19 protein-coding genes are annotated in these 17,750 nt (G+C 34.6%); 14 read left to right on the plus strand and 5 right to left on the minus strand.

All coding sequences use genetic code 11. The features are described from left to right. Positions 1-72 precede the first annotated feature (72 nt). From J4050_RS11945 to J4050_RS11955, 3 genes are read left to right on the plus strand one after another with little or no spacing between them, the layout of a single operon-like run. Positions 73-585, plus strand: coding sequence for a hypothetical protein (locus J4050_RS11945; RefSeq protein ID WP_208154816.1), 513 nt, complete (start codon positions 73-75; stop codon positions 583-585). A 24-nt stretch (positions 586-609) separates the two neighbouring features. Next, complete coding sequence (locus J4050_RS11950) at positions 610-1,305, plus strand: hypothetical protein (protein WP_208154817.1); 696 nt, start codon at positions 610-612, stop codon at positions 1,303-1,305. A 5-nt stretch (positions 1,306-1,310) separates the two neighbouring features. Further along, complete coding sequence (locus tag J4050_RS11955; protein WP_243878628.1) at positions 1,311-2,066, plus strand: sensor histidine kinase; 756 nt, start codon at positions 1,311-1,313, stop codon at positions 2,064-2,066. On the opposite strand, the gene J4050_RS11960 is transcribed toward J4050_RS11955, so the two are convergent. Both J4050_RS11960 and panB read right to left on the minus strand, forming a co-directional pair. Further along, positions 2,063-2,764 carry an RluA family pseudouridine synthase gene (locus J4050_RS11960; protein WP_208154819.1) on the minus strand — a complete coding sequence of 234 codons (702 nt, stop codon included), beginning with the start codon at positions 2,762-2,764 and terminating at the stop codon, positions 2,063-2,065. The genes J4050_RS11955 and J4050_RS11960 overlap by 4 nt on opposite strands. An 8-nt stretch (positions 2,765-2,772) precedes the next feature. Further along, entirely contained in the window at positions 2,773-3,591 is an 819-nt protein-coding gene (panB, locus tag J4050_RS11965) for a 3-methyl-2-oxobutanoate hydroxymethyltransferase (protein ID WP_208154820.1), read from the minus strand. Positions 3,592-3,694: 103 nt separating this feature from the next. On the opposite strand from panB, the gene J4050_RS11970 reads away from it, so the two are divergent. Further along, positions 3,695-4,156 (plus strand): nuclear transport factor 2 family protein, encoded by a 462-nt coding sequence (locus J4050_RS11970; RefSeq protein ID WP_208154821.1) that lies wholly within the window; start codon positions 3,695-3,697, stop codon positions 4,154-4,156. Between the two features lie 54 nt (positions 4,157-4,210). Here J4050_RS11970 and J4050_RS11975 read toward each other — a convergent pair whose 3' ends face one another. Then, the gene (locus tag J4050_RS11975) at positions 4,211-4,744 is read right to left on the minus strand and encodes a hypothetical protein (protein ID WP_208154822.1); all 534 of its coding nucleotides are present in this window, start codon (positions 4,742-4,744) and stop codon (positions 4,211-4,213) included. Positions 4,745-4,918: 174 nt separating this feature from the next. Here J4050_RS11975 and dnaK point away from each other — a divergent pair, with 174 nt between their 5' ends. The 7 genes from dnaK to J4050_RS12010 all read left to right on the plus strand — a co-directional run bounded on the left by dnaK (position 4,919) and on the right by J4050_RS12010 (position 12,649). Beyond that, positions 4,919-6,829, plus strand: coding sequence for a molecular chaperone DnaK (gene dnaK / locus J4050_RS11980; protein ID WP_208154823.1), 1,911 nt, complete (start codon positions 4,919-4,921; stop codon positions 6,827-6,829). A gap of 170 nt (positions 6,830-6,999) precedes the next feature. Continuing rightward, positions 7,000-7,866 (plus strand): beta-keto acid cleavage family enzyme, encoded by an 867-nt coding sequence (locus J4050_RS11985; protein WP_243878629.1) that lies wholly within the window; start codon positions 7,000-7,002, stop codon positions 7,864-7,866. A gap of 6 nt (positions 7,867-7,872) precedes the next feature. Further along, on the plus strand, positions 7,873-8,520 hold the full coding sequence (locus tag J4050_RS11990) for a GNAT family N-acetyltransferase (protein ID WP_208154825.1): 648 nt from the start codon (positions 7,873-7,875) through the stop codon (positions 8,518-8,520). After that, a complete protein-coding gene (locus tag J4050_RS11995) occupies positions 8,520-9,164 on the plus strand; it encodes a hypothetical protein (protein WP_208154826.1) in 645 nt (214 codons plus the stop codon). Before J4050_RS11990 ends, J4050_RS11995 begins: the two co-directional genes overlap by 1 nt. Positions 9,165-9,219: 55 nt before the next feature. Next, a complete protein-coding gene (locus J4050_RS12000) occupies positions 9,220-10,317 on the plus strand; it encodes a sugar-transfer associated ATP-grasp domain-containing protein (RefSeq protein ID WP_208154827.1) in 1,098 nt (365 codons plus the stop codon). Positions 10,318-10,404: 87 nt separating this feature from the next. After that, the gene (locus tag J4050_RS12005; protein ID WP_208154828.1) at positions 10,405-11,502 is read left to right on the plus strand and encodes a sugar-transfer associated ATP-grasp domain-containing protein; all 1,098 of its coding nucleotides are present in this window, start codon (positions 10,405-10,407) and stop codon (positions 11,500-11,502) included. Between the two features lie 157 nt (positions 11,503-11,659). Next, positions 11,660-12,649, plus strand: a complete 990-nt coding sequence (locus J4050_RS12010; RefSeq protein ID WP_208154829.1) for a sugar-transfer associated ATP-grasp domain-containing protein — start codon at positions 11,660-11,662, stop codon at positions 12,647-12,649. Here J4050_RS12010 and J4050_RS12015 read toward each other — a convergent pair. Further along, positions 12,646-14,052: a phenylacetate--CoA ligase family protein gene (locus J4050_RS12015; RefSeq protein WP_208154830.1), complete on the minus strand. Its 1,407-nt coding sequence runs from the start codon at positions 14,050-14,052 to the stop codon at positions 12,646-12,648. The genes J4050_RS12010 and J4050_RS12015 overlap by 4 nt on opposite strands. Positions 14,053-14,210: 158 nt before the next feature. On the opposite strand from J4050_RS12015, the gene J4050_RS12020 reads away from it, so the two are divergent. Together J4050_RS12020 and J4050_RS12025 are read left to right on the plus strand one after the other, a co-directional pair. Next, entirely contained in the window at positions 14,211-15,407 is a 1,197-nt protein-coding gene (locus J4050_RS12020; RefSeq protein ID WP_208154831.1) for a class I SAM-dependent rRNA methyltransferase, read from the plus strand. A gap of 82 nt (positions 15,408-15,489) precedes the next feature. Next, the gene (locus J4050_RS12025) at positions 15,490-16,437 is read left to right on the plus strand and encodes an NAD(P)H-dependent flavin oxidoreductase (protein WP_208154832.1); all 948 of its coding nucleotides are present in this window, start codon (positions 15,490-15,492) and stop codon (positions 16,435-16,437) included. Here the strand turns inward: J4050_RS12025 and J4050_RS12030 are convergent. Further along, positions 16,399-16,785 carry a hypothetical protein gene (locus tag J4050_RS12030; protein ID WP_208154833.1) on the minus strand — a complete coding sequence of 129 codons (387 nt, stop codon included), beginning with the start codon at positions 16,783-16,785 and terminating at the stop codon, positions 16,399-16,401. The genes J4050_RS12025 and J4050_RS12030 overlap by 39 nt on opposite strands. 171 nt (positions 16,786-16,956) lie before the next feature. On the opposite strand from J4050_RS12030, the gene J4050_RS12035 reads away from it, so the two are divergent. Then, the coding region (locus J4050_RS12035) for a phage tail-like protein (RefSeq protein WP_498370602.1) at positions 16,957-17,750 on the plus strand (794 nt) is incomplete at its 3' end.

Raw genomic sequence — 17,750 nt, forward strand, 5'->3', positions numbered from 1 at the left:
TCACCATAATTTTTTTTGAGAAAATTATTCTCTACTTTCGGAAAACTATTAATTAACTAAAACTATCTCTTCATGAAAAATTTCTTATCCCTTATCGTAGGTATTATTGTTGGCGGAGCCTTAATGTATTATTTCGGCTCAAAGGATGACATTAAAGAAATGGCCCAAGAAATCAGACCAAATGGTTTAATAAGTCCTGCAGAGGCAAAAGTTCTCGACCAGGCCTATACTATTAAGCATAATATTATCAATGATTCACTATTTAAAAAGAGCACCAACGGTGGAGATAACCGTTCTTCTTGGTTTGCATTAGAGGATGTAGAAGGCTATATACAGTTTGCCAAAAAGGAAGCTGGTACATTGGGCTATACTTTGGATGGCTTGAGAGTCTATTTAGGGTCTTATCCAAACTCTAAGGGAGAGACAGGTTTAACTACCGTATTTTTTATTCCTACAGGAAAGCAAAATGTATCTGACGGAAGTATGTTTACCTTGCCTCAAGGTGGTGGTAGTGATATACCAGGAGGTAGTGGCTTAAATCGAGGATCTAGTGGTCAACCTCCAAGTAATAACTATCCGCAGTAATTATTATCAATTACAATTTACACCATGAATCTAATTCATCATTATGTTGAATTAATTGCCGCTTTATGTGGATCTTTTTATTGGTTTAAAACTAGGGATAGACGTACGCTTCCGTTTATTTGGTACCTGTGGCTTACAGTTACAGTAGAGACCCTAGCGCTATATCCCTACTTTTATGATATTGATAATTGGTTTTTTAATTATTTGGAGAACTCTGTAATGAAAAGAAATACCTGGCTGTATAATTTATATTCTATTTTAGGACTTATTTTAGTTGGTCTTTTTTTCTACAGACATATACACCATAGGTTGTCCAAAAACATCATTGCACTGAGTGTTGCAGTTTCAACAGTATTTACCATAATTTATTTTATTGTTAGTGGTGACTTTTTTAAAATGACCTTACCTTACGATATGGCAGTTCAAACAGTTGCAATTTTTATTATTGTTTTATTCTACTATAGGGAACTACTGCAAAGTGATAAGATACTTGATTTTTACAAATCTCATATTTTCTATATAGGCTCAGCTTTTATGTTGTGGAATATCTGCTTAACACCGCTCTTTATTTTTGATGGGTATTTTAATCCATCTAATTCAGAATTTATTCAATTCAGAATAAACGTTTTACTTGTTTCAAACTTATTATTGTACGTATGCTACTCTTTTGCCTTTTTAAATACCTTATATCACAAAAACAGATTAGTGCTGAGGAAATAGCACTGATGTCTTATGTGATATTTTTCACATTAGCATTGTCAGTTGTTTTTGTTGCATTTTTTATCGCATTTCAAAAACGCAAGAATCAATTGATTCTGGATAAAATAGAACAGCAAAAAGCCTTTGATGAAGAATTAATTAAAACCCAGCAAGAAATTCAAGAAGAAACCTTAGGACATATTGGTAGAGAATTACATGATAATATTGGGCAAATGCTTGTGATGTCTTCGATGCAGATGAATGCAGCCGCTAAAGTTGTAGGTGGTGAAGCAAAGATAAAAGTTGATAATGCGGCAGAAACTCTAAAAATTACTTTAGAGGAAGTGAGAGCCTTGTCAAAGTCATTAAATAGTGATGTGATTTTTAATTTAGGTTTTGATGTGTCCTTAACTAATGAAATAAATAGGATCAATAAATCAGGTTTAATTGATTCTAATATTGCAATATCTGGTGTGAAAGTGAATTTTGAAAACAAAAAAGATGAACTTATTTTATTTAGAATTTTTCAAGAATTTTCTGCAAATACTTTAAAATATTCCGAGGCTAAAAACTTAACTCTATCCTTAAATTACCTTAAAGATCAGCTTGAAATCACAATGAAAAACAACGGGATTGGTTTTGATGTGAATAACATAAGAAAAGGTTCCGGAATACTAAATATGAAAAAAAGAGCAAAATTAATTAATGCTGATTTTCAGTTAGAATCTAAATCTGGGGTAGGGACCACTCTTAAGTTGATATATCCTTACCGAACTATTTAATCAGTACAAGCGCTCCATAAGGGGTCATCAGGCAAAGGAGCTGACAAAGCTATGTCTTCTTTTTTAACAGGATGAATAAATTCTAAAGTTCTTGCATGCAAACTTATGCTCCCGTCTTTATTACTTCGATTAAAACCATATTTTAAGTCCCCTTTAATAGGACAACCAATAGAAGCTAACTGCGTCCTGATTTGATGATGCCTTCCGGTTTCTAAATCTATTTCTAATAAATAGAAGTTATGCAGCGACTTAATTATTTTGTAGTGTAAAATAGCCTTTTTACTTCCGCTTACTTCTTTAGGGAAAGCTGTAGATTTATTGTTTTTAGGATTCTTTCTTAACCAGTGCATTAAAGTGTCTTGCAATTTAGGTGGTGTATTCTTTACAAGTGCCCAATATGTTTTTTTTGCTTTTTTTTCAGAGAATAGTTTGTTAAGCCTTGGCAATGCTTTGCTCGTTTTAGCAAAAAGCACAATTCCAGTGGTGGGTCTATCTAATCTATGTACTACACCCAAATAGACATTCCCAGGCTTATTGTATTTGGCTTTTAAATAGGATTTTACAATTTCGCTTAAGGGTTCATCTCCGGTTTTATCACCTTGGACAATATCTCCAGCTCTTTTGTTAACGACTATAATATGGTTGTCCTCATAAAGAACTTGAAGATTAGATTTAGTAGAATGGATTTTGGAGCTCAACTTCTATTTTAATACTGTTCATTATCGTTGGGAAAATCTAAAGACTTAACATCACTCGCATATTGAGATATGGCATCAGTCATTTCTTCAAAGAGATTCATATACCTACGCAGAAAACGAGGGTTAAACTCATGTGTCATCCCCAACATATCATGTAAAACCAGAACTTGGCCATCCACACCATCACCAGCACCAATTCCTATTACTGGGATAGATACACTCTCAGCGACTTCTTTAGCAAGTGCTGCCGGGATTTTTTCTAATACTATGGCGAAGCATCCAGCTTTTTCTAGCATTAAGGCATCTTCTTTTAGCTGTTTTGCTTCTTCCTCTTCTTTGGCTCTTACGGTATAGGTGCCGAATTTATATATGGATTGAGGCGTTAATCCCAGGTGGCCCATAACAGGAATACCTGCATTAAGGATACGTTTTATGGATTCTTTAATTTCTTTTCCACCTTCTAATTTAACCGCGTGGCCACCGCTCTCCTTCATAATCCTTATGGCTGACCTCAGGGCTTCTTTAGGGTCACTTTGGTAGGTGCCAAAAGGTAAGTCTACAACTACGAGACAACGGTTTATAGCACGCACAACAGATGAAGCGTGATATATCATTTGATCTAAGGTGATAGGTAACGTGGTTTCGTGCCCTGCCATTACATTACTTGCAGAATCTCCAACTAAAATGACATCTATACCTGCGCCATCTACAATTTTTGCCATGGTATAATCATATGCCGTAAGCATTGATATTTTTTCGCCCTTAGATTTCATATCTACGAGGGTTTTTACAGTGATGCGTTTATATTCTTTCTTTGCTATTGACATTTCATTTAAATTAGTAGGGATAAAAATAACGAGTTTTGTTAAACTTTTGTTTAATGCGGCTAAAAAACAACGAAACCATTAATTTCAACACAAATCTTAAATCATGAAATATTTAGTTTTTATACTGCTTACTTTTTATTCAGTGGTGATTTCGGCACAGAATTCGGAATCAAATGAAGTAAAACAAGTCATACTTAATTTTTTTGAAGCGTTTCATCAGCAAGACTCTACAGAATTAAAAAAAATGGTAACTAAAGATATTGTGATGCAAAGTATAGGAAAGGATCAAGCTGGCAAAACAATTTTAAATATTACGGACTTTAATAAGTTCGTGTCTTCAATTGCTAGTATTCCTAAAGAAAATTCGTTTGAAGAAAAGTTATTGGACTTTTCAATACAAATAGATGGCGATATGGCCAATGCTTGGACGCCTTACGAATTTTGGTATAACGGTAGCTTTAGTCATTGTGGTGTTAATTCGTTTCAGTTAATGAGGCTAAATGGAATTTGGAAAATTATTTATCTAGTAGATACGAGACGAAAAACAGATTGTAAAAAGTTTTAAAAAAAAGCCCAATTAGGATTGGGCTTTTTTAATCTTTATAAATGAATCAAAGTTTTACTCCATCCAATTGACATTATCTAAGGCTAATACCGTATTGATATCAGAAACATCGATACCATTTATGGCATCTGCTGGCAAAATAACAAATCGAAACACTTGATCTTGTGTAAATTCTGAACCTAATGTGGAAAGATCAAAATTACCATCTATCAATAATTCGACATCCGCAAATGTGTGGTTAAAAACGTATTGAATAATGTCAGTACCATTTAAGAAAAAGTTTTGAGGTAAAGCAGACCAAGCTTCTGTTGGGATACCATCGATGGTTACAATGGCTTCTAATCGGTACACTAATACTACATCACTATCAAGAATATCAAACGGTAAGTTGACGAACGTTTCTTGTAAACCAGTATCATTGAAATACTGAAAATCTACGGTTCGTTCAAAAGACAGTGCAGCGTATTCGTCCGCATTAAGTCCATCCTGTCCATTAAATCCTGGAGGTCCAGGAATTCCTTGTGGACCTTCACAAGTAAAGAACATTGCAGAGAGGGTTAAAATAATTACATAAGAAATTTTTTTCATAATACTAAGATTTTGATTAGATAAAGCAAATGACGTACCAAAAATCTAGAAATAGAGATTATTTTTAATTTTTTTTATGACATCGTGTCATATTTTTTGTCATGGCATAATCATTGACTTAAACATATCGAATTAAAAAAATAAAACACAACACAATAAAGAATATAAACTATTATGAGTAAAATTATTGGAATTGATTTAGGTACAACAAACTCTTGTGTCTCCGTAATGGAAGGTAACGAGCCAGTTGTAATACCTAACGCAGAAGGAAAAAGAACTACGCCTTCGGTTATAGCATTTGTTGAAGGCGGAGAAATAAAGGTTGGTGATCCGGCAAAAAGACAAGCGGTAACTAACCCAACTAAAACGGTTTATTCTATAAAGCGTTTTATGGGTAACAAATATTCTGAAACCAAAAGTGAAGCAGAGCGCGTTCCTTACAAAGTGGTAAAGGGTGATAATGATACGCCTAGAGTTGATATCGATGGGCGATTATACACACCTCAAGAATTATCGGCAATGATTCTTCAAAAGATGAAGAAAACTGCTGAAGATTATTTAGGTGCTGACGTAACGCGCGCTGTTATAACGGTGCCTGCATATTTTAATGATGCGCAACGTCAAGCTACTAAAGAAGCTGGAGAAATTGCCGGACTAAAGGTTGAGCGTATTATTAATGAGCCTACAGCGGCAGCATTAGCTTACGGATTGGACAAAAAATCTACAGATCAAAAAATCGTGGTATTTGATTTCGGTGGTGGTACACATGATGTATCTATCCTAGAATTAGGGGATGGTGTATTTGAAGTATTATCAACTGACGGAGATACTCACTTAGGTGGTGATGATGTAGATGAAAGAATCATAGATTGGTTGGCAGAAGAGTTTATTGCAGATGAAGATATGGACTTACGTAAAGACCCAATGGCTCTGCAGAGACTTAAAGAAGCGGCAGAAAAAGCTAAGATTGAATTATCTTCTTCATCTCAGACAGAAATCAACTTACCTTATGTTACAGCTACTGCTAGCGGACCAAAACACTTGGTAAGAACATTATCACGTTCTAAGTTTGAGCAGTTAATAGACGACTTGATTAAAAGAACCATAGAGCCTTGTGAGTCTGCGTTAAAAGCGGCTGGTTTATCAAAAGCTGATATCGACGAGATTATTCTTGTTGGTGGTTCAACACGAATTCCTGCAGTCGTTACTGCAGTTGAAAAATTCTTTGGAAAAGCACCAAGCAAAGGTGTAAACCCAGATGAAGTAGTTTCTTTAGGTGCTGGTATTCAGGGTGGAGTATTAACAGGTGATGTTAAAGATGTATTGTTATTAGATGTTACGCCATTATCTCTTGGAATTGAAACCATGGGCAATGTAATGACTAAATTAATTGAGGCCAATACAACCATTCCTACTAAGAAATCTCAAGTATTCTCAACAGCGGCAGACAATCAGCCATCGGTAGAGATTCATGTATTACAGGGTGAACGTCCTATGGCGGCAGATAATAAAACAATTGGTCGTTTCCATTTAGATGGAATTCCACCAGCAAGACGAGGAACACCTCAGATTGAAGTAACGTTTGACATTGATGCTAATGGTATCATTAAAGTATCTGCAGAGGATAAAGCTACTGGTAAGAAGCAAGATATCCGTATTGAGGCATCTTCAGGTTTAACAGAGGATGAAATCCAAAAAATGAAAGCTGAGGCTGAAGCCAATGCAGAGGCAGATGCCAAAGCCAAAGAAACAGCGGAAAAGTTGAATCAAGCCGATGCTATGATTTTTCAAACAGAAAGTCAATTAACTGAATTTGGTGATAAATTATCTGATGATAAGAAAAAACCAATTGAGGATGCACTGGAGGAATTGAAAAAGGCTTATGAGTCTAAGGATATCGCAGTTATAGAGCCAGCCTTAGAGAAAATAAATGAAGCTTGGAAAGTAGCGAGTGAAGAAATGTACAAGGCTCAAGCTGAAGCGCAGCAAGGTGGTGCTCAACCCGGACCAGATGCAAGTCAGAATGGACAACCGTCTGACGAAAGCAGTGATGTTGAGGATGTTGACTTTGAAGAAGTGAAGTAACTCTCTATCTGAAATATATTTAAATGAAGCGCAACCATTAATTTGGTTGCGTTTTTTTTATTACATTTCACGGTTTTACTGTTTGTAGTAAACACTCCACCGTTAATCGGATAATTTAAAAAATGATCAATGAAATCACTAGCTTTAACCACTTAAAAACCTCAAATCTTATGGAAAAATTGATTATCAATTTCACACCAACAGGGATGATTCCTACAAAGGACATGACACCTCATGTACCTGTTACCGTAAATGAAATTGTTGAAGATGTTCACAAGGCCTATGAAATAGGTATTACAATGGTGCATATTCATGCTAGAGATGAAGCTACTGGTGTACCAACCTACAAAAAGGAAGTCTATGCCGATATTATTGCTGGCATACGTAAATATGCTCCAGACTTGGTTATTTGTGCATCTCTTAGTGGACGTAATTTTAATACACTCGATAAACGTTCAGACGTACTTCATTTAGAAGGCGACTTAAAACCAGATATGGGAAGTTTAACCTTGAGCTCTTTAAATTTTAATAAAGTGGCCAGTATGAATGCGCCAGGTATGATAGAGGATTTAGCCAATGTCATGAAGGATAAGGGTATCGTACCAGAGCTCGAAGTTTTTGATGTTGGTATGATAAACTTTGGGAAATATTTAGTTAAGAAAAAAATTATCGAAGCACCATTATATTATAATCTACTATTCGGAAACATTGCCTGCGCCCAATCTAATCTATTGCATACAGGTGTGATGCTCAATGATGTTCAAAATGATGCGTTTGTGAGTATAGCAGGTATTGGAAACAGTCAATTAATGATGAATTCATTAGCAATTGCTATTGGAAAAGGGGTAAGAGTTGGTTTAGAAGATAACATTTGGTTTGATGCTGAGCGTACGCGCTTAGCAACGAATGCAGAACTCATTGAACGTATACATGTTATCGCCAAGGCCAACAACAGGTCAATTATGTCACCAACTGAATTTCGAAAAGAAATGCAGATGGAACCAGGACATGGACGTTACGGACGTGTATACAGCTAGTACATTATGGAAGGCAATAAATCTGGTTTAAAATATCGCATCCAATGGATGACTAATATCATTAAGCATGGTCTGTTTTGGCACGGTGTTAGAAATAATTTAGCTAAAATTGGACTAGACTTCATGCCTTATTATTGGGTGCAAGAGGCAACAGAAGCTTTTACGCCTCCAGAGATTAGAGGTGAGGATAAAGATTTTGAATTATTGGTTTTTGGTGAGGAAGAGATTGCCTTCATCAAAAGTACTATCATTGGGATCGAGGATAAGGACTTATTTTCTAACCTTAAAGATGGTGAACTCTGTATTGGATTAAAGAATAGGGGTAACATAGCAGCTTATATGTTCATAAAACGGAAACCATTTGTTTTTAGGCAGCGCCATTTCAACTTAAAATCTAACGAGAGCTATCTTCATAGTATGTACACTTTTGAAGACTACAGAGGAAAAAATATTGCACCATACTTGCGTTACCACAGTTATAAACATCTTCAAAAAGAGGGTGTTGATACATTCCTTAGTGTAAGCGAGTATTTTAATAAATCAACAATACGGTTTAAGAGTAAATTAAAGTCTAAACCCTTGAAACTATACTTAAGCTTAATGCTTTTTAAGCGATGGACTTTAAATTTTACACTGAAGACCTATAAGCCATAGTGGAGAATAACAGAAAGGGTATTGTCAACCGAATCAAGTGGATTTATAAACTCACTAAGCATGGTTTATTTTGGCATGGCGTTCGTAATAACCTTGCAAGGTTAGGGGTAGATATTATGCCTTATTATTACTTTATTTCCACAAAAGATGCTGCTATACCACAGAAAATTAAAGGGGAGCAATTACACTTAAAGCTAACGATTTTTGATGAATCGGATATGTCCAAAATAAAGTCTGCTATCAGTGGCTTAGGTCAAAAGGATTTTCTTTCAGATTTAAAAAATGGAGATGTTTGTATTGGTTTAAAAGACAACACCGAAATTGTGACTTATTCTTTAGTCAGGCGTAAGTCTTTTGTATTTAGAAAGCGCTATTTTCCTTTAGGTGAAAAAGACATTTACATTCATAGTCTTTATGTTTTTGATAAGTATAGAGGTAAAAATATCGCGGCATATATGAAATACCATAGGTTTGGATTATTTGAGAAAGAAGGGGTGATATATCATCATGCCATTACTGAGTATTTTAATAAATCTGCTTTGAGAATTCAGCATAAACTTAACGCTAAAACCGTTGCGTTATATCTTAGTATTGTTTTATTTAAAACTTGGGCACTGAACTTTACGCTAAGAACATATAAGTAGTTGATTACTTTTTTATCTTAGTCCAATATCTATTTTACCAATAGCCTTAAGTATTATGTCTATTTATATTTCAATTAAGCAAAAACTCATTAATCCTATTTTAGGTATACGCGCAAAATTATTGAGGTTTAATATGGCCGCGAATGCCAAAAATCAAGGAAGAGAATTCGTAAGAAAATTTAATTTTGAAAAACTCAATAAAGAGGAAATTAAAATAGCAAAGGCCTATTGGAAATCCAAGGGTTTTAAACTTGATAATACAATCTGGCATCAATACTACAAAGGTGCGACAGGGAAGTTTGTGAAGGAATACGTTCCGCACGATATTTTCTCTTCGCATATTGCCCCAAGCTTAAATCAAAAAATACAATGGCCAGCATTATTGGATAAAAATTTAAGCTATAATTTATTTAAAGATTTTAAACAACCGAAACTTGTAATTTCTAACATCAATGGGTTTTATTTCCATAACGGAGAAATTGTTAGCGAATTAGAAGCTGTTCAGATTTGTTCTAAATCTAGTAGTAAATTAGTTGTAAAGCCCAGCATAGAATCTGGTGGCGGATTTATGGTAAATGTTTTATCGATTCAAGACATAGTTGAGGAAGAAATAGTAGAGCATATTATCAACATGTTTAAATCCTATAAAAGAGATTTCGTTGTCCAAGAATTTGTGGAACAAAGTCCTGTGATGGCAAAGCTCAATAAATCTTCGTTAAATACTTTACGGATAATGAGTTATTTAAATTATGACGGCGTTCATATTATCTCTTCGGTGGTTCGTGTAGGTAATGCCGGAAAAAGTACTGACAATTTTAAAAGTGGAGGAGTGGCTTGTGGTGTAAAAAATACAGGACGTTTAAAAGAAATTGGATTTATACAAAACGGCACGACACTTACAAAAACCGCCTCTGGCATGGTTTTAAAAGAAGTGCTTATTCCTAATTATAACAATGTATTAAAAATGGTTGAATTACTTCATAAAAGAGTTCCATATTTTAGGATTATTTCATGGGATATTGGCATTGATAAAAATAATGACCCAATTTTGATAGAATATAATACGTATAACCAGAGCACAAAAATCCACCAAATTGTGAATGGTCCGTTATTTGGAGACTTTACCGAAGAAATTTTAAGCTTAAGCTTATAATATTGTATCTTTTTTTAAGACTTCTTTTCTACAGTTATTTATACTGATAAATAAAAGGATATATAATTACTTCTTTAAAAACATAAAATGGATGTTGTTCATTATATAAATAAATCCTTTTCCAGACCTCTTGATCAGCTCAACAGAAAGTTGTGGGAATTTAATCAAAACATGAATTCCAGAAAACGAATTAAGGATTATTTGCGATTCCATAATATTCCAAAACTCACACGACAAGAAGACAAAGAAGTACGTTTATATTTTAAATCCAAAGGTTACACCCTAAAGCACACAGATTGGCATGCCTACTATAAGGCGAGAAGTGGACAATTTTGCTTAGAATATATTCCAAGAGGTTTATTTAAGACAAAAATTTCACCAAAGCTAAATCAGACAATTCAATGGCCAGCATTGCTGGATAAGAATTTGGCGTATCGTATTTTTAGAGGATTTAACCAACCAGAGCGTGTTGTTCAAAACATAAACGGTTTATACTATATCAATGAAAAACAAGTGAGCCATTCAAAAGCGGTTTTAAAAATCAATGAAATCAGCGAATTGCTCATTATTAAGCCAAGTTTAGACTCTGGAGGTGGTAAAATGGTTGCAGCATTTAAAATTCTTGGAGATGTGACTTCATATCAAAACCTATCAGTAGAAGGATTATTTAGGCTTTACAAAAAAGATTTCATTATCCAGAAATTTGTTGACCAGAGCGAGGCGATGCGTAATTTAAATCCATCTAGCCTAAATACATTAAGAGTAGTTTCTTACCTCAATAATGACGGTGTGCATGTCCTTTCGGTTAATGCCAAGATTGGTGGAAAAAATAATTTTACAGATAATTATTCAACAGGAGGGTTTATTTGTGGTATAGACCAAAATGGAAATTTTAAATCAAAAGGATACGCCAAAAATGGAGCGATTTTAGAAGAAACGTTAACTGGGATTAAACTTGCGGGTTATGTTATACCTAATTATAAAGCAATGATTAATATGGTAAAATCAATGCATTTAAGGGTCCCATACTTTAGATTGATTTCATGGGACATCGGAATAAATAGTCTAGACAAACCTATGTTAATAGAGTATAATACGTATAACCAAGGGTTTGAACAACAAATTTGTAATGGTCCTTTATTTGGGACGTTTACTGATGAAATTTTAGCTGAAGCCCGTCAATGATAAAAACAGTAAGCTTAGTGTAAACGTGAGATTAATTTAATATATGCATATATATCACTTACTTAAGAAAATATTTCTGAAACGCCTCCTTAGTTTTCAGAAGTGGTTATGGCAGTTTCGTACCGAAATTAGCACTGTTCGTTATATGAGATCTTTAATGAAGAAAAAGAACCTACCAAAATTAAGTAAACAAGAAATTAAAGAAGCGAAATTGTTTTTTAAAGCTAGAGGATATACCCTTAAAAACACCTATTGGCATAAGTATTATAAAGGATTAAATGGGGAGTTCCATAAAGATTACATACCCTATGATATTTTTAGGCCATACATAGATGGTCAATTAAACCAAAGGAGATTATGGCCAGCTTTACAAGATAAAAATCTGAGCTATAAATTATTTTGGGAGTTTAATCAACCAAAGTCAATAGTTCAGAATATAAATGGATTTTACTTTATAAATGAAGAGTTTGTTGGTCTAAACGAAGCGGTTACAGCATGCGCAGAATTTACAGGTCGACTTATAATTAAACCAACAGTAGAAACTGGAGGGGGTAAAATGGTTAATACCTTTAAAGTTATAGGTTCAAGAACCAACTTTAAAGACTTTAGCCTAGAGGAGCTATTTCAATTTTACGGTAAAGATTTTGTTGTTCAAGAATTTTTAGAACAGAGTCCAATATTAAAAGCGTTGAATCCAACAAGCTTAAACACGCTTAGATTGGTGACATACATAAATGATACTGGAGCACACATATTAGCATCCGTGCTTAGAATAGGAAAAGTAGGTCATTCTACCGATAATTTCTCAACAGGCGGATTTTTTTGTGGTATAACAGAAAAGGGTTTGTTAAAAGGCAAAGGTTATAATCCCAAAGATAAAGTAGTAACAGTAACAGAGACCGGTATTGAATTGAAAGACTATCGAATACCAAACTATGATAAGGTGAAAGACATGGTAACTTCAATGCATCACGTCGTTCCTTATTTTAAGATTATATCATGGGATATAGGAATAAATAAGGATAATTTGCCTTTTTTAATTGAATACAATGCACTTGGGCAAGGGGTAGATTTACAAATAGCAAATGGACCCTTTTTAGGCGATTTTACAGATGAAATTCTAGAATTAAGCCTATCTAATAGCTAATCTTTGTTGTAATTGTTCACAACCTTTCTTCGTTTACCAGAGGATAACGGTGGTATTTCATCCACGTAGGTTATATATACATTAGCATCAGCGCCGAAATCAGATTTTACATCTTCTATAAGTTGTTTTTCATACTCAAATTTATCCCCCTGTATATTCAGTTTGATTTCATATTCTTTTTCGCCCTGTTGAATAAATTGATATTGTTTCAATAACTGATAATACTTGTAGAATTTAGTGTAAACTACAAATGAAGAAATAATATTACCCGAGGAGTCATAGATTAGGTCCATTTTACGCCCTTCAATTTGCTCAAAGGTCATTGCGCCTTCAGGGTTTAAGCTCATTTTAGCGATGTCGCCTGTATCGTACCTAATCATAGGCATCGCATAATTAAATAAATCCGTTACAACAATGCGCCCAAATTCCCCAGGTTTAACAGGGTTGTCACTCTCAAAATCGAGTAGCTCTATTTTGTAACTAGAATGGTTTAAGACAAAATCATTAGGTGATTTTAGAGTTTGCTGAGCAATGATCCCAATTTCCTCACTAGAATATCTAGATAATACTGAAGTATTGAGGCGTTTGCTTAGTGTTGTTTTTGTAAATGGATTTAAGTATTCAGAGTTTGCAATTGCAGACACTATACCAACATTTTTCAATGAAATGTCATTTTTCTCCATAAATTGGGCAATCAGTTCATAGGCGGATGCAAAGCCTAATAGTGATTTTTTATCTTGATTACTAGACTTTAGTAACCCTAAAAATTCTTCAATTCTTTTATCTGTAAGCCTAGAAATATCAAACTGTACAATATTTTGAAGACGAGATTTGAAATTGTTTTTTTTGTTATGACTTCTCCATACTTCAAGTTCATATAGTCTATTTCCTATAATATATCCTGCCTCTTCCGAAAAATAGATGACATCAGCACGGTTGCGGCGACGTTTGCCAAAATCCTGATATAAAAAAAAAGGCACTCCAGTAGAGCCGCTTGTTGATACCTCAAAATTCTTTGCATTTCTATAAGTTTCAGATCTAAATGCTTCAAAGTTATCCTGTATGTCTGTTTTTCTTATTACAGGGAAATCTGATAAATTAGTGTTATTTCTAAACGCTTTATAAAATGGTGTTGAAGCAGTCGTATGTGCAAGCAAGCGTTCTAGATGGTTTTTTTGATTGGTTATAGCCAACTCCGAATTAGGTTTTTCAACACCTAATTTAATCTCCTTATAATTGCGTTTTATTAACCCTCCCTTTAAGCTGTCTAACAGCCAATACGCCTTATTTTTTGCAGAGTTCAATACCATTTTTTTAAGTAGTACGTTTTGTAATGACTTAGGAAAAAAATCATATAGATTAGGGCTTGTAATTTCCGTAAAACCAAAAATGTTTTTATCCATTCTTGTGTCTCAAATATATCATAAATTTTCAAAGCCTCTAATAAAACCTTTAAAAATCCTTGTTACTCTTGGACTAGTGCTTAAAATGGGTTTTAAATGGATTAATTTATATGTTTTAGAATTAAACCTATATTTTCACAAGAATTATTCGAATTCATATGTCAAAGCGTATAGCTGTTAAATTAACTTTCCAAGGAGAAAAATCTGTAAGGCAAGGACATCCTTGGATATTTTCAAACTCTATAGTAAAACTTGGAGAAAATCCAGAGACTGGTGATTTAGCCGTAATTTTTAGCAAATCAAAAAACAAAATTATAGGAATAGGTTTGTATGATGCAGATTCACCAATTAGAATTAAATTACTGCATAGCGGAACAGAAAAAGTGATTGTAAACAATCAGTTTTTTGAAAAGCAAATTAAATTAGCGTTTGATGTGAGGCTACCATTACTTAGAACTAATACCAATGGCTACAGGCTTTTGTTTGGAGAAAATGATGGTTTTCCCGGGTTGATAGCAGATGTCTATAATGACGTTGCAGTTTTAAAACTTTATTCGAGAATTTGGTTACCGTATTTAGATGCAATTGCAAATAATATAATTAATGTGACTAAGTCTAAATGCCTAGTGTTAAGACTTAGTCGTAACCTTCAAAATTATGCTGATTTAGGAATGACGGATGGTGAAGTAATTTATGGCGAATTACAAAATGAAACTGTTGTCTTTATAGAACACCATATTTACTTTTCAGCTAATGTTATCAAAGGACACAAAACAGGTTATTTTTTAGACCATAGAGAGAATAGAAAACTGGTAGGTGCGATGAGTAAGTCAAAGACGGTCTTAGATGTTTTTTCCTATACTGGTGGATTTTCCGTACATGCTTTGGCTAATGGTGCCAATGAGGTTACAAGCATTGATATTAGCCAGAAAGCGCTTGAAGTGGCAAGTCAAAATGCCAAACTCAATAATTATTCAGGTATACATAAAACAATCTGTGGCGACGCGTTTAAAGAATTAAACCAGCTTATAAATAAACATAAAGTATTTGATGTGGTGGTCATTGACCCACCGAGTTTTGCAAAACGACAGTCAGAAATAGAGCTAGCGAAAAAAAAATATAAAGAGCTCGCCATCCTTGGTCTTAATTTAACATCAAAAAACGGTATTCTTGTTTTGGCGTCATGTTCATCAAGGGTGACCTCAAGAAGCTTTTTCGATATTAATAAAGGCGTTTTCGATAAATCTGGTAGATCCTATAATATCATTAATAAAACGAGTCATGATAGTGATCATCCAATAAGTTTCCCAGAAGCTGAATATCTAAAGTGTGGCTATTATAAGTTAAATAGCTAAACTACTATGCACGCATAATAAAATTAAGTATATTTAGCCAACTTTTATAACATTTAATAACAGTCGAAATAAGAATAGTTTAATGAAAACGAAGCTAACTCAATTACTCAATATAAAGTATCCAATTATTCAAGCACCGATGTTTTTGGTGTCAAATGTTGCTATGGTAACAGAGGCTATGAAGGCAGGTATTGCTGGCTGTATACCAGCTTTAAATTATAGGACATTAGACGAGCTTAGGGCTGCCATAAAAATGTTACATAATAATAAGGTCGAAGGAGGCTCTTTTGGGTTTAATCTTATTGTTAACAAATCTAACATAAAGTATAAAGCTCAACTAGAAGTATTATGTGAGGAGGGATGCGATTTTATAATAACTTCTTTGGGAAGTCCAGAAGAAACCATAAAAAAAGCACATCGGGCTGGTATTAAAGTGTTTTGTGACGTTACCGATTTAAAATTTGCTAAGAAAGTTGAAGCACTTGGAGCAGATGCTTTAATAGCCGTAAATAATGAAGCAGGAGGACATAGAGGAAATCTAGATCCAGGAGAATTGATAGAACAGCTTAACTCTAATTGCAATATTCCGGTAATTTCCGCAGGAGGTGTCGGTACTAAAGCTGACTTAGACACGATGTTGACGTATGGCGCTGAGGGTGTTTCTGTAGGAAGTCCATTTATAGCTTCAATAGAAGCAGATGTCACCGAAGATTACAAACAAGCCTGTGTTGATTATGGCGCAGAAGATATTATAATGACAGAACGTATTTCTGGTACACCTTGTACTGTAATAAATACACCATACGTTCAAAAAATCGGAACAAAATCTCCATGGATAGAACGTCTTTTGAATAAGAATAAACGTTTAAAGAAATGGGTTAAAATGATTCGTTTTTCTATAGGAATGAGAGCAACAGAAAAAGCGGCAAAACAAGCTACTTACAAAACAGTTTGGGTTGCTGGTCCTAGCATTGAGCATACTAATTCTATATTATCTACTAAGGATATTGTGAATAGGCTCGTATCGTAATGCCGAAACCTTTTGTTTTTGTTTTTTCTTTTTATTGCCTACAAATAGTTCTAGAGTTACACTAACCACTAAACCTCCTAAAACTGTCGCTGCAAACTCTCTTCCATCAAAGTAACCGTCAAAAGCAGATTCGTCTAAGATCTCTTTAGTCAATCCAGCAAGAGTTGAAACACCTAAACTATACCAAAAGGCTTTGCTCTTATTTTGTGTTTTACCATAAACAAGGGCATAAGTCGCTCCAGAAATTACCGCACCAGTACCAAAATGCAATAGTTCGTCTTCAGTGATAGATTGTGCATGAGAAAAAAGGGATAAGGTAATAAGAAGTAAGCTTATCTTGGTCTTCATGGATTTTACATTTAGATTTAAAATGTCATGATTTACAGGCATGAATCCCAAAATATTCGCTGGCATTGGGATTTATTGGATAAACTGTAAAAAACAATGAACTCATTGTTTTCATTTTGATGACATTTTTTTGTTTTCACGATATAGAGTTAAACCATAAAACCACTTATCATGAAATCCCTAATTTTTCTTTTTGTACTTATTTGTTTTAATTTTTCTTTTTCACAGGTAGGTATTGGTACAACCACTCCAGACGCTTCTTCAATGTTAGATATTGAAAGTACGACATCTGGTATTTTAATTCCCAGAATGACTCAGGCCCAGCGTTTGGCAATTGGTACACCTGCCAATGGCCTTTTAGTGTACCAAACCAATGGCTCATTAGGGTTTTGGTTTTATGATGGCTTAGGTTGGAATCAACTCACCTTCGGGGCATCTGGAGAATTTCAAAGTATTGGTGGTATTGTACAAAATACCACAGATATTTTTAATGATGATTTTGTTTTTGGAGATACCGATTTACAAGGTGGCGCAAGTAAGTTCTTTTTTGATAAAAGTAAAGGGGCCTTTAGAGCCGGACAAGCTTTTGGCAATGAATGGGATGATGCCAGTGTTGGAGATTTCTCCATTGTACTAGGAGCTGGTACTGCCACTGGAAATCTAAGTTTTGCCGCTGGTTTTGGATTAGCCTCTGGAGCAAATGCCTTTGCTTTTAACGGGACTGCTTCAGGAGATAATAGCCTGTCTATTGGGGCCATTGACGCTGGCGGCGAATTTTCAATTGCGCTTCAAGGCGGCAGTACAACTCCTGCAGCTACGAGAGGGCTTGCTTTTGGGAACAACACATTTAGTTCTGCCCTTAATGCCATGGCCATGGGAAATACGGCAGCAGCCAGCGGTAGTGGTTCCGTAGCCATAGGATCTGCTGCCAATGCTTCTGGAGATAACGCTATGGTATTTGGTCC

Origin of the sequence: Winogradskyella pelagia, assembly GCF_017581965.1 — a bacterium.
In the GTDB taxonomy this organism is placed as follows: Bacteria; Bacteroidota; Bacteroidia; order Flavobacteriales; family Flavobacteriaceae; genus Winogradskyella; species Winogradskyella pelagia.

What these genes read in the sequence shown, in the direction of transcription:
- J4050_RS11945 (WP_208154816.1), top strand. Translation starts at nt 73, where the DNA reads ATGAAAAATTTCTTATCCCTTATCGTAGGTATTATTGTTGGCGGAGCC.
- J4050_RS11950 (WP_208154817.1), top strand. Translation starts at nt 610, where the DNA reads ATGAATCTAATTCATCATTATGTTGAATTAATTGCCGCTTTATGTGGA.
- J4050_RS11955 (WP_243878628.1), top strand. Translation starts at nt 1,311, where the DNA reads ATGTCTTATGTGATATTTTTCACATTAGCATTGTCAGTTGTTTTTGTT.
- panB (WP_208154820.1), bottom strand. Translation starts at nt 3,591, where the DNA reads ATGTCAATAGCAAAGAAAGAATATAAACGCATCACTGTAAAAACCCTC.
- J4050_RS11970 (WP_208154821.1), top strand. Translation starts at nt 3,695, where the DNA reads ATGAAATATTTAGTTTTTATACTGCTTACTTTTTATTCAGTGGTGATT.
- J4050_RS11975 (WP_208154822.1), bottom strand. Translation starts at nt 4,744, where the DNA reads ATGAAAAAAATTTCTTATGTAATTATTTTAACCCTCTCTGCAATGTTC.
- dnaK (WP_208154823.1), top strand. Translation starts at nt 4,919, where the DNA reads ATGAGTAAAATTATTGGAATTGATTTAGGTACAACAAACTCTTGTGTC.
- J4050_RS11985 (WP_243878629.1), top strand. Translation starts at nt 7,000, where the DNA reads ATGGAAAAATTGATTATCAATTTCACACCAACAGGGATGATTCCTACA.
- J4050_RS11990 (WP_208154825.1), top strand. Translation starts at nt 7,873, where the DNA reads ATGGAAGGCAATAAATCTGGTTTAAAATATCGCATCCAATGGATGACT.
- J4050_RS12000 (WP_208154827.1), top strand. Translation starts at nt 9,220, where the DNA reads ATGTCTATTTATATTTCAATTAAGCAAAAACTCATTAATCCTATTTTA.
- J4050_RS12005 (WP_208154828.1), top strand. Translation starts at nt 10,405, where the DNA reads ATGGATGTTGTTCATTATATAAATAAATCCTTTTCCAGACCTCTTGAT.
- J4050_RS12010 (WP_208154829.1), top strand. Translation starts at nt 11,660, where the DNA reads ATGAAGAAAAAGAACCTACCAAAATTAAGTAAACAAGAAATTAAAGAA.
- J4050_RS12015 (WP_208154830.1), bottom strand. Translation starts at nt 14,052, where the DNA reads ATGGATAAAAACATTTTTGGTTTTACGGAAATTACAAGCCCTAATCTA.
- J4050_RS12020 (WP_208154831.1), top strand. Translation starts at nt 14,211, where the DNA reads ATGTCAAAGCGTATAGCTGTTAAATTAACTTTCCAAGGAGAAAAATCT.
- J4050_RS12025 (WP_208154832.1), top strand. Translation starts at nt 15,490, where the DNA reads ATGAAAACGAAGCTAACTCAATTACTCAATATAAAGTATCCAATTATT.
- J4050_RS12030 (WP_208154833.1), bottom strand. Translation starts at nt 16,785, where the DNA reads ATGAAGACCAAGATAAGCTTACTTCTTATTACCTTATCCCTTTTTTCT.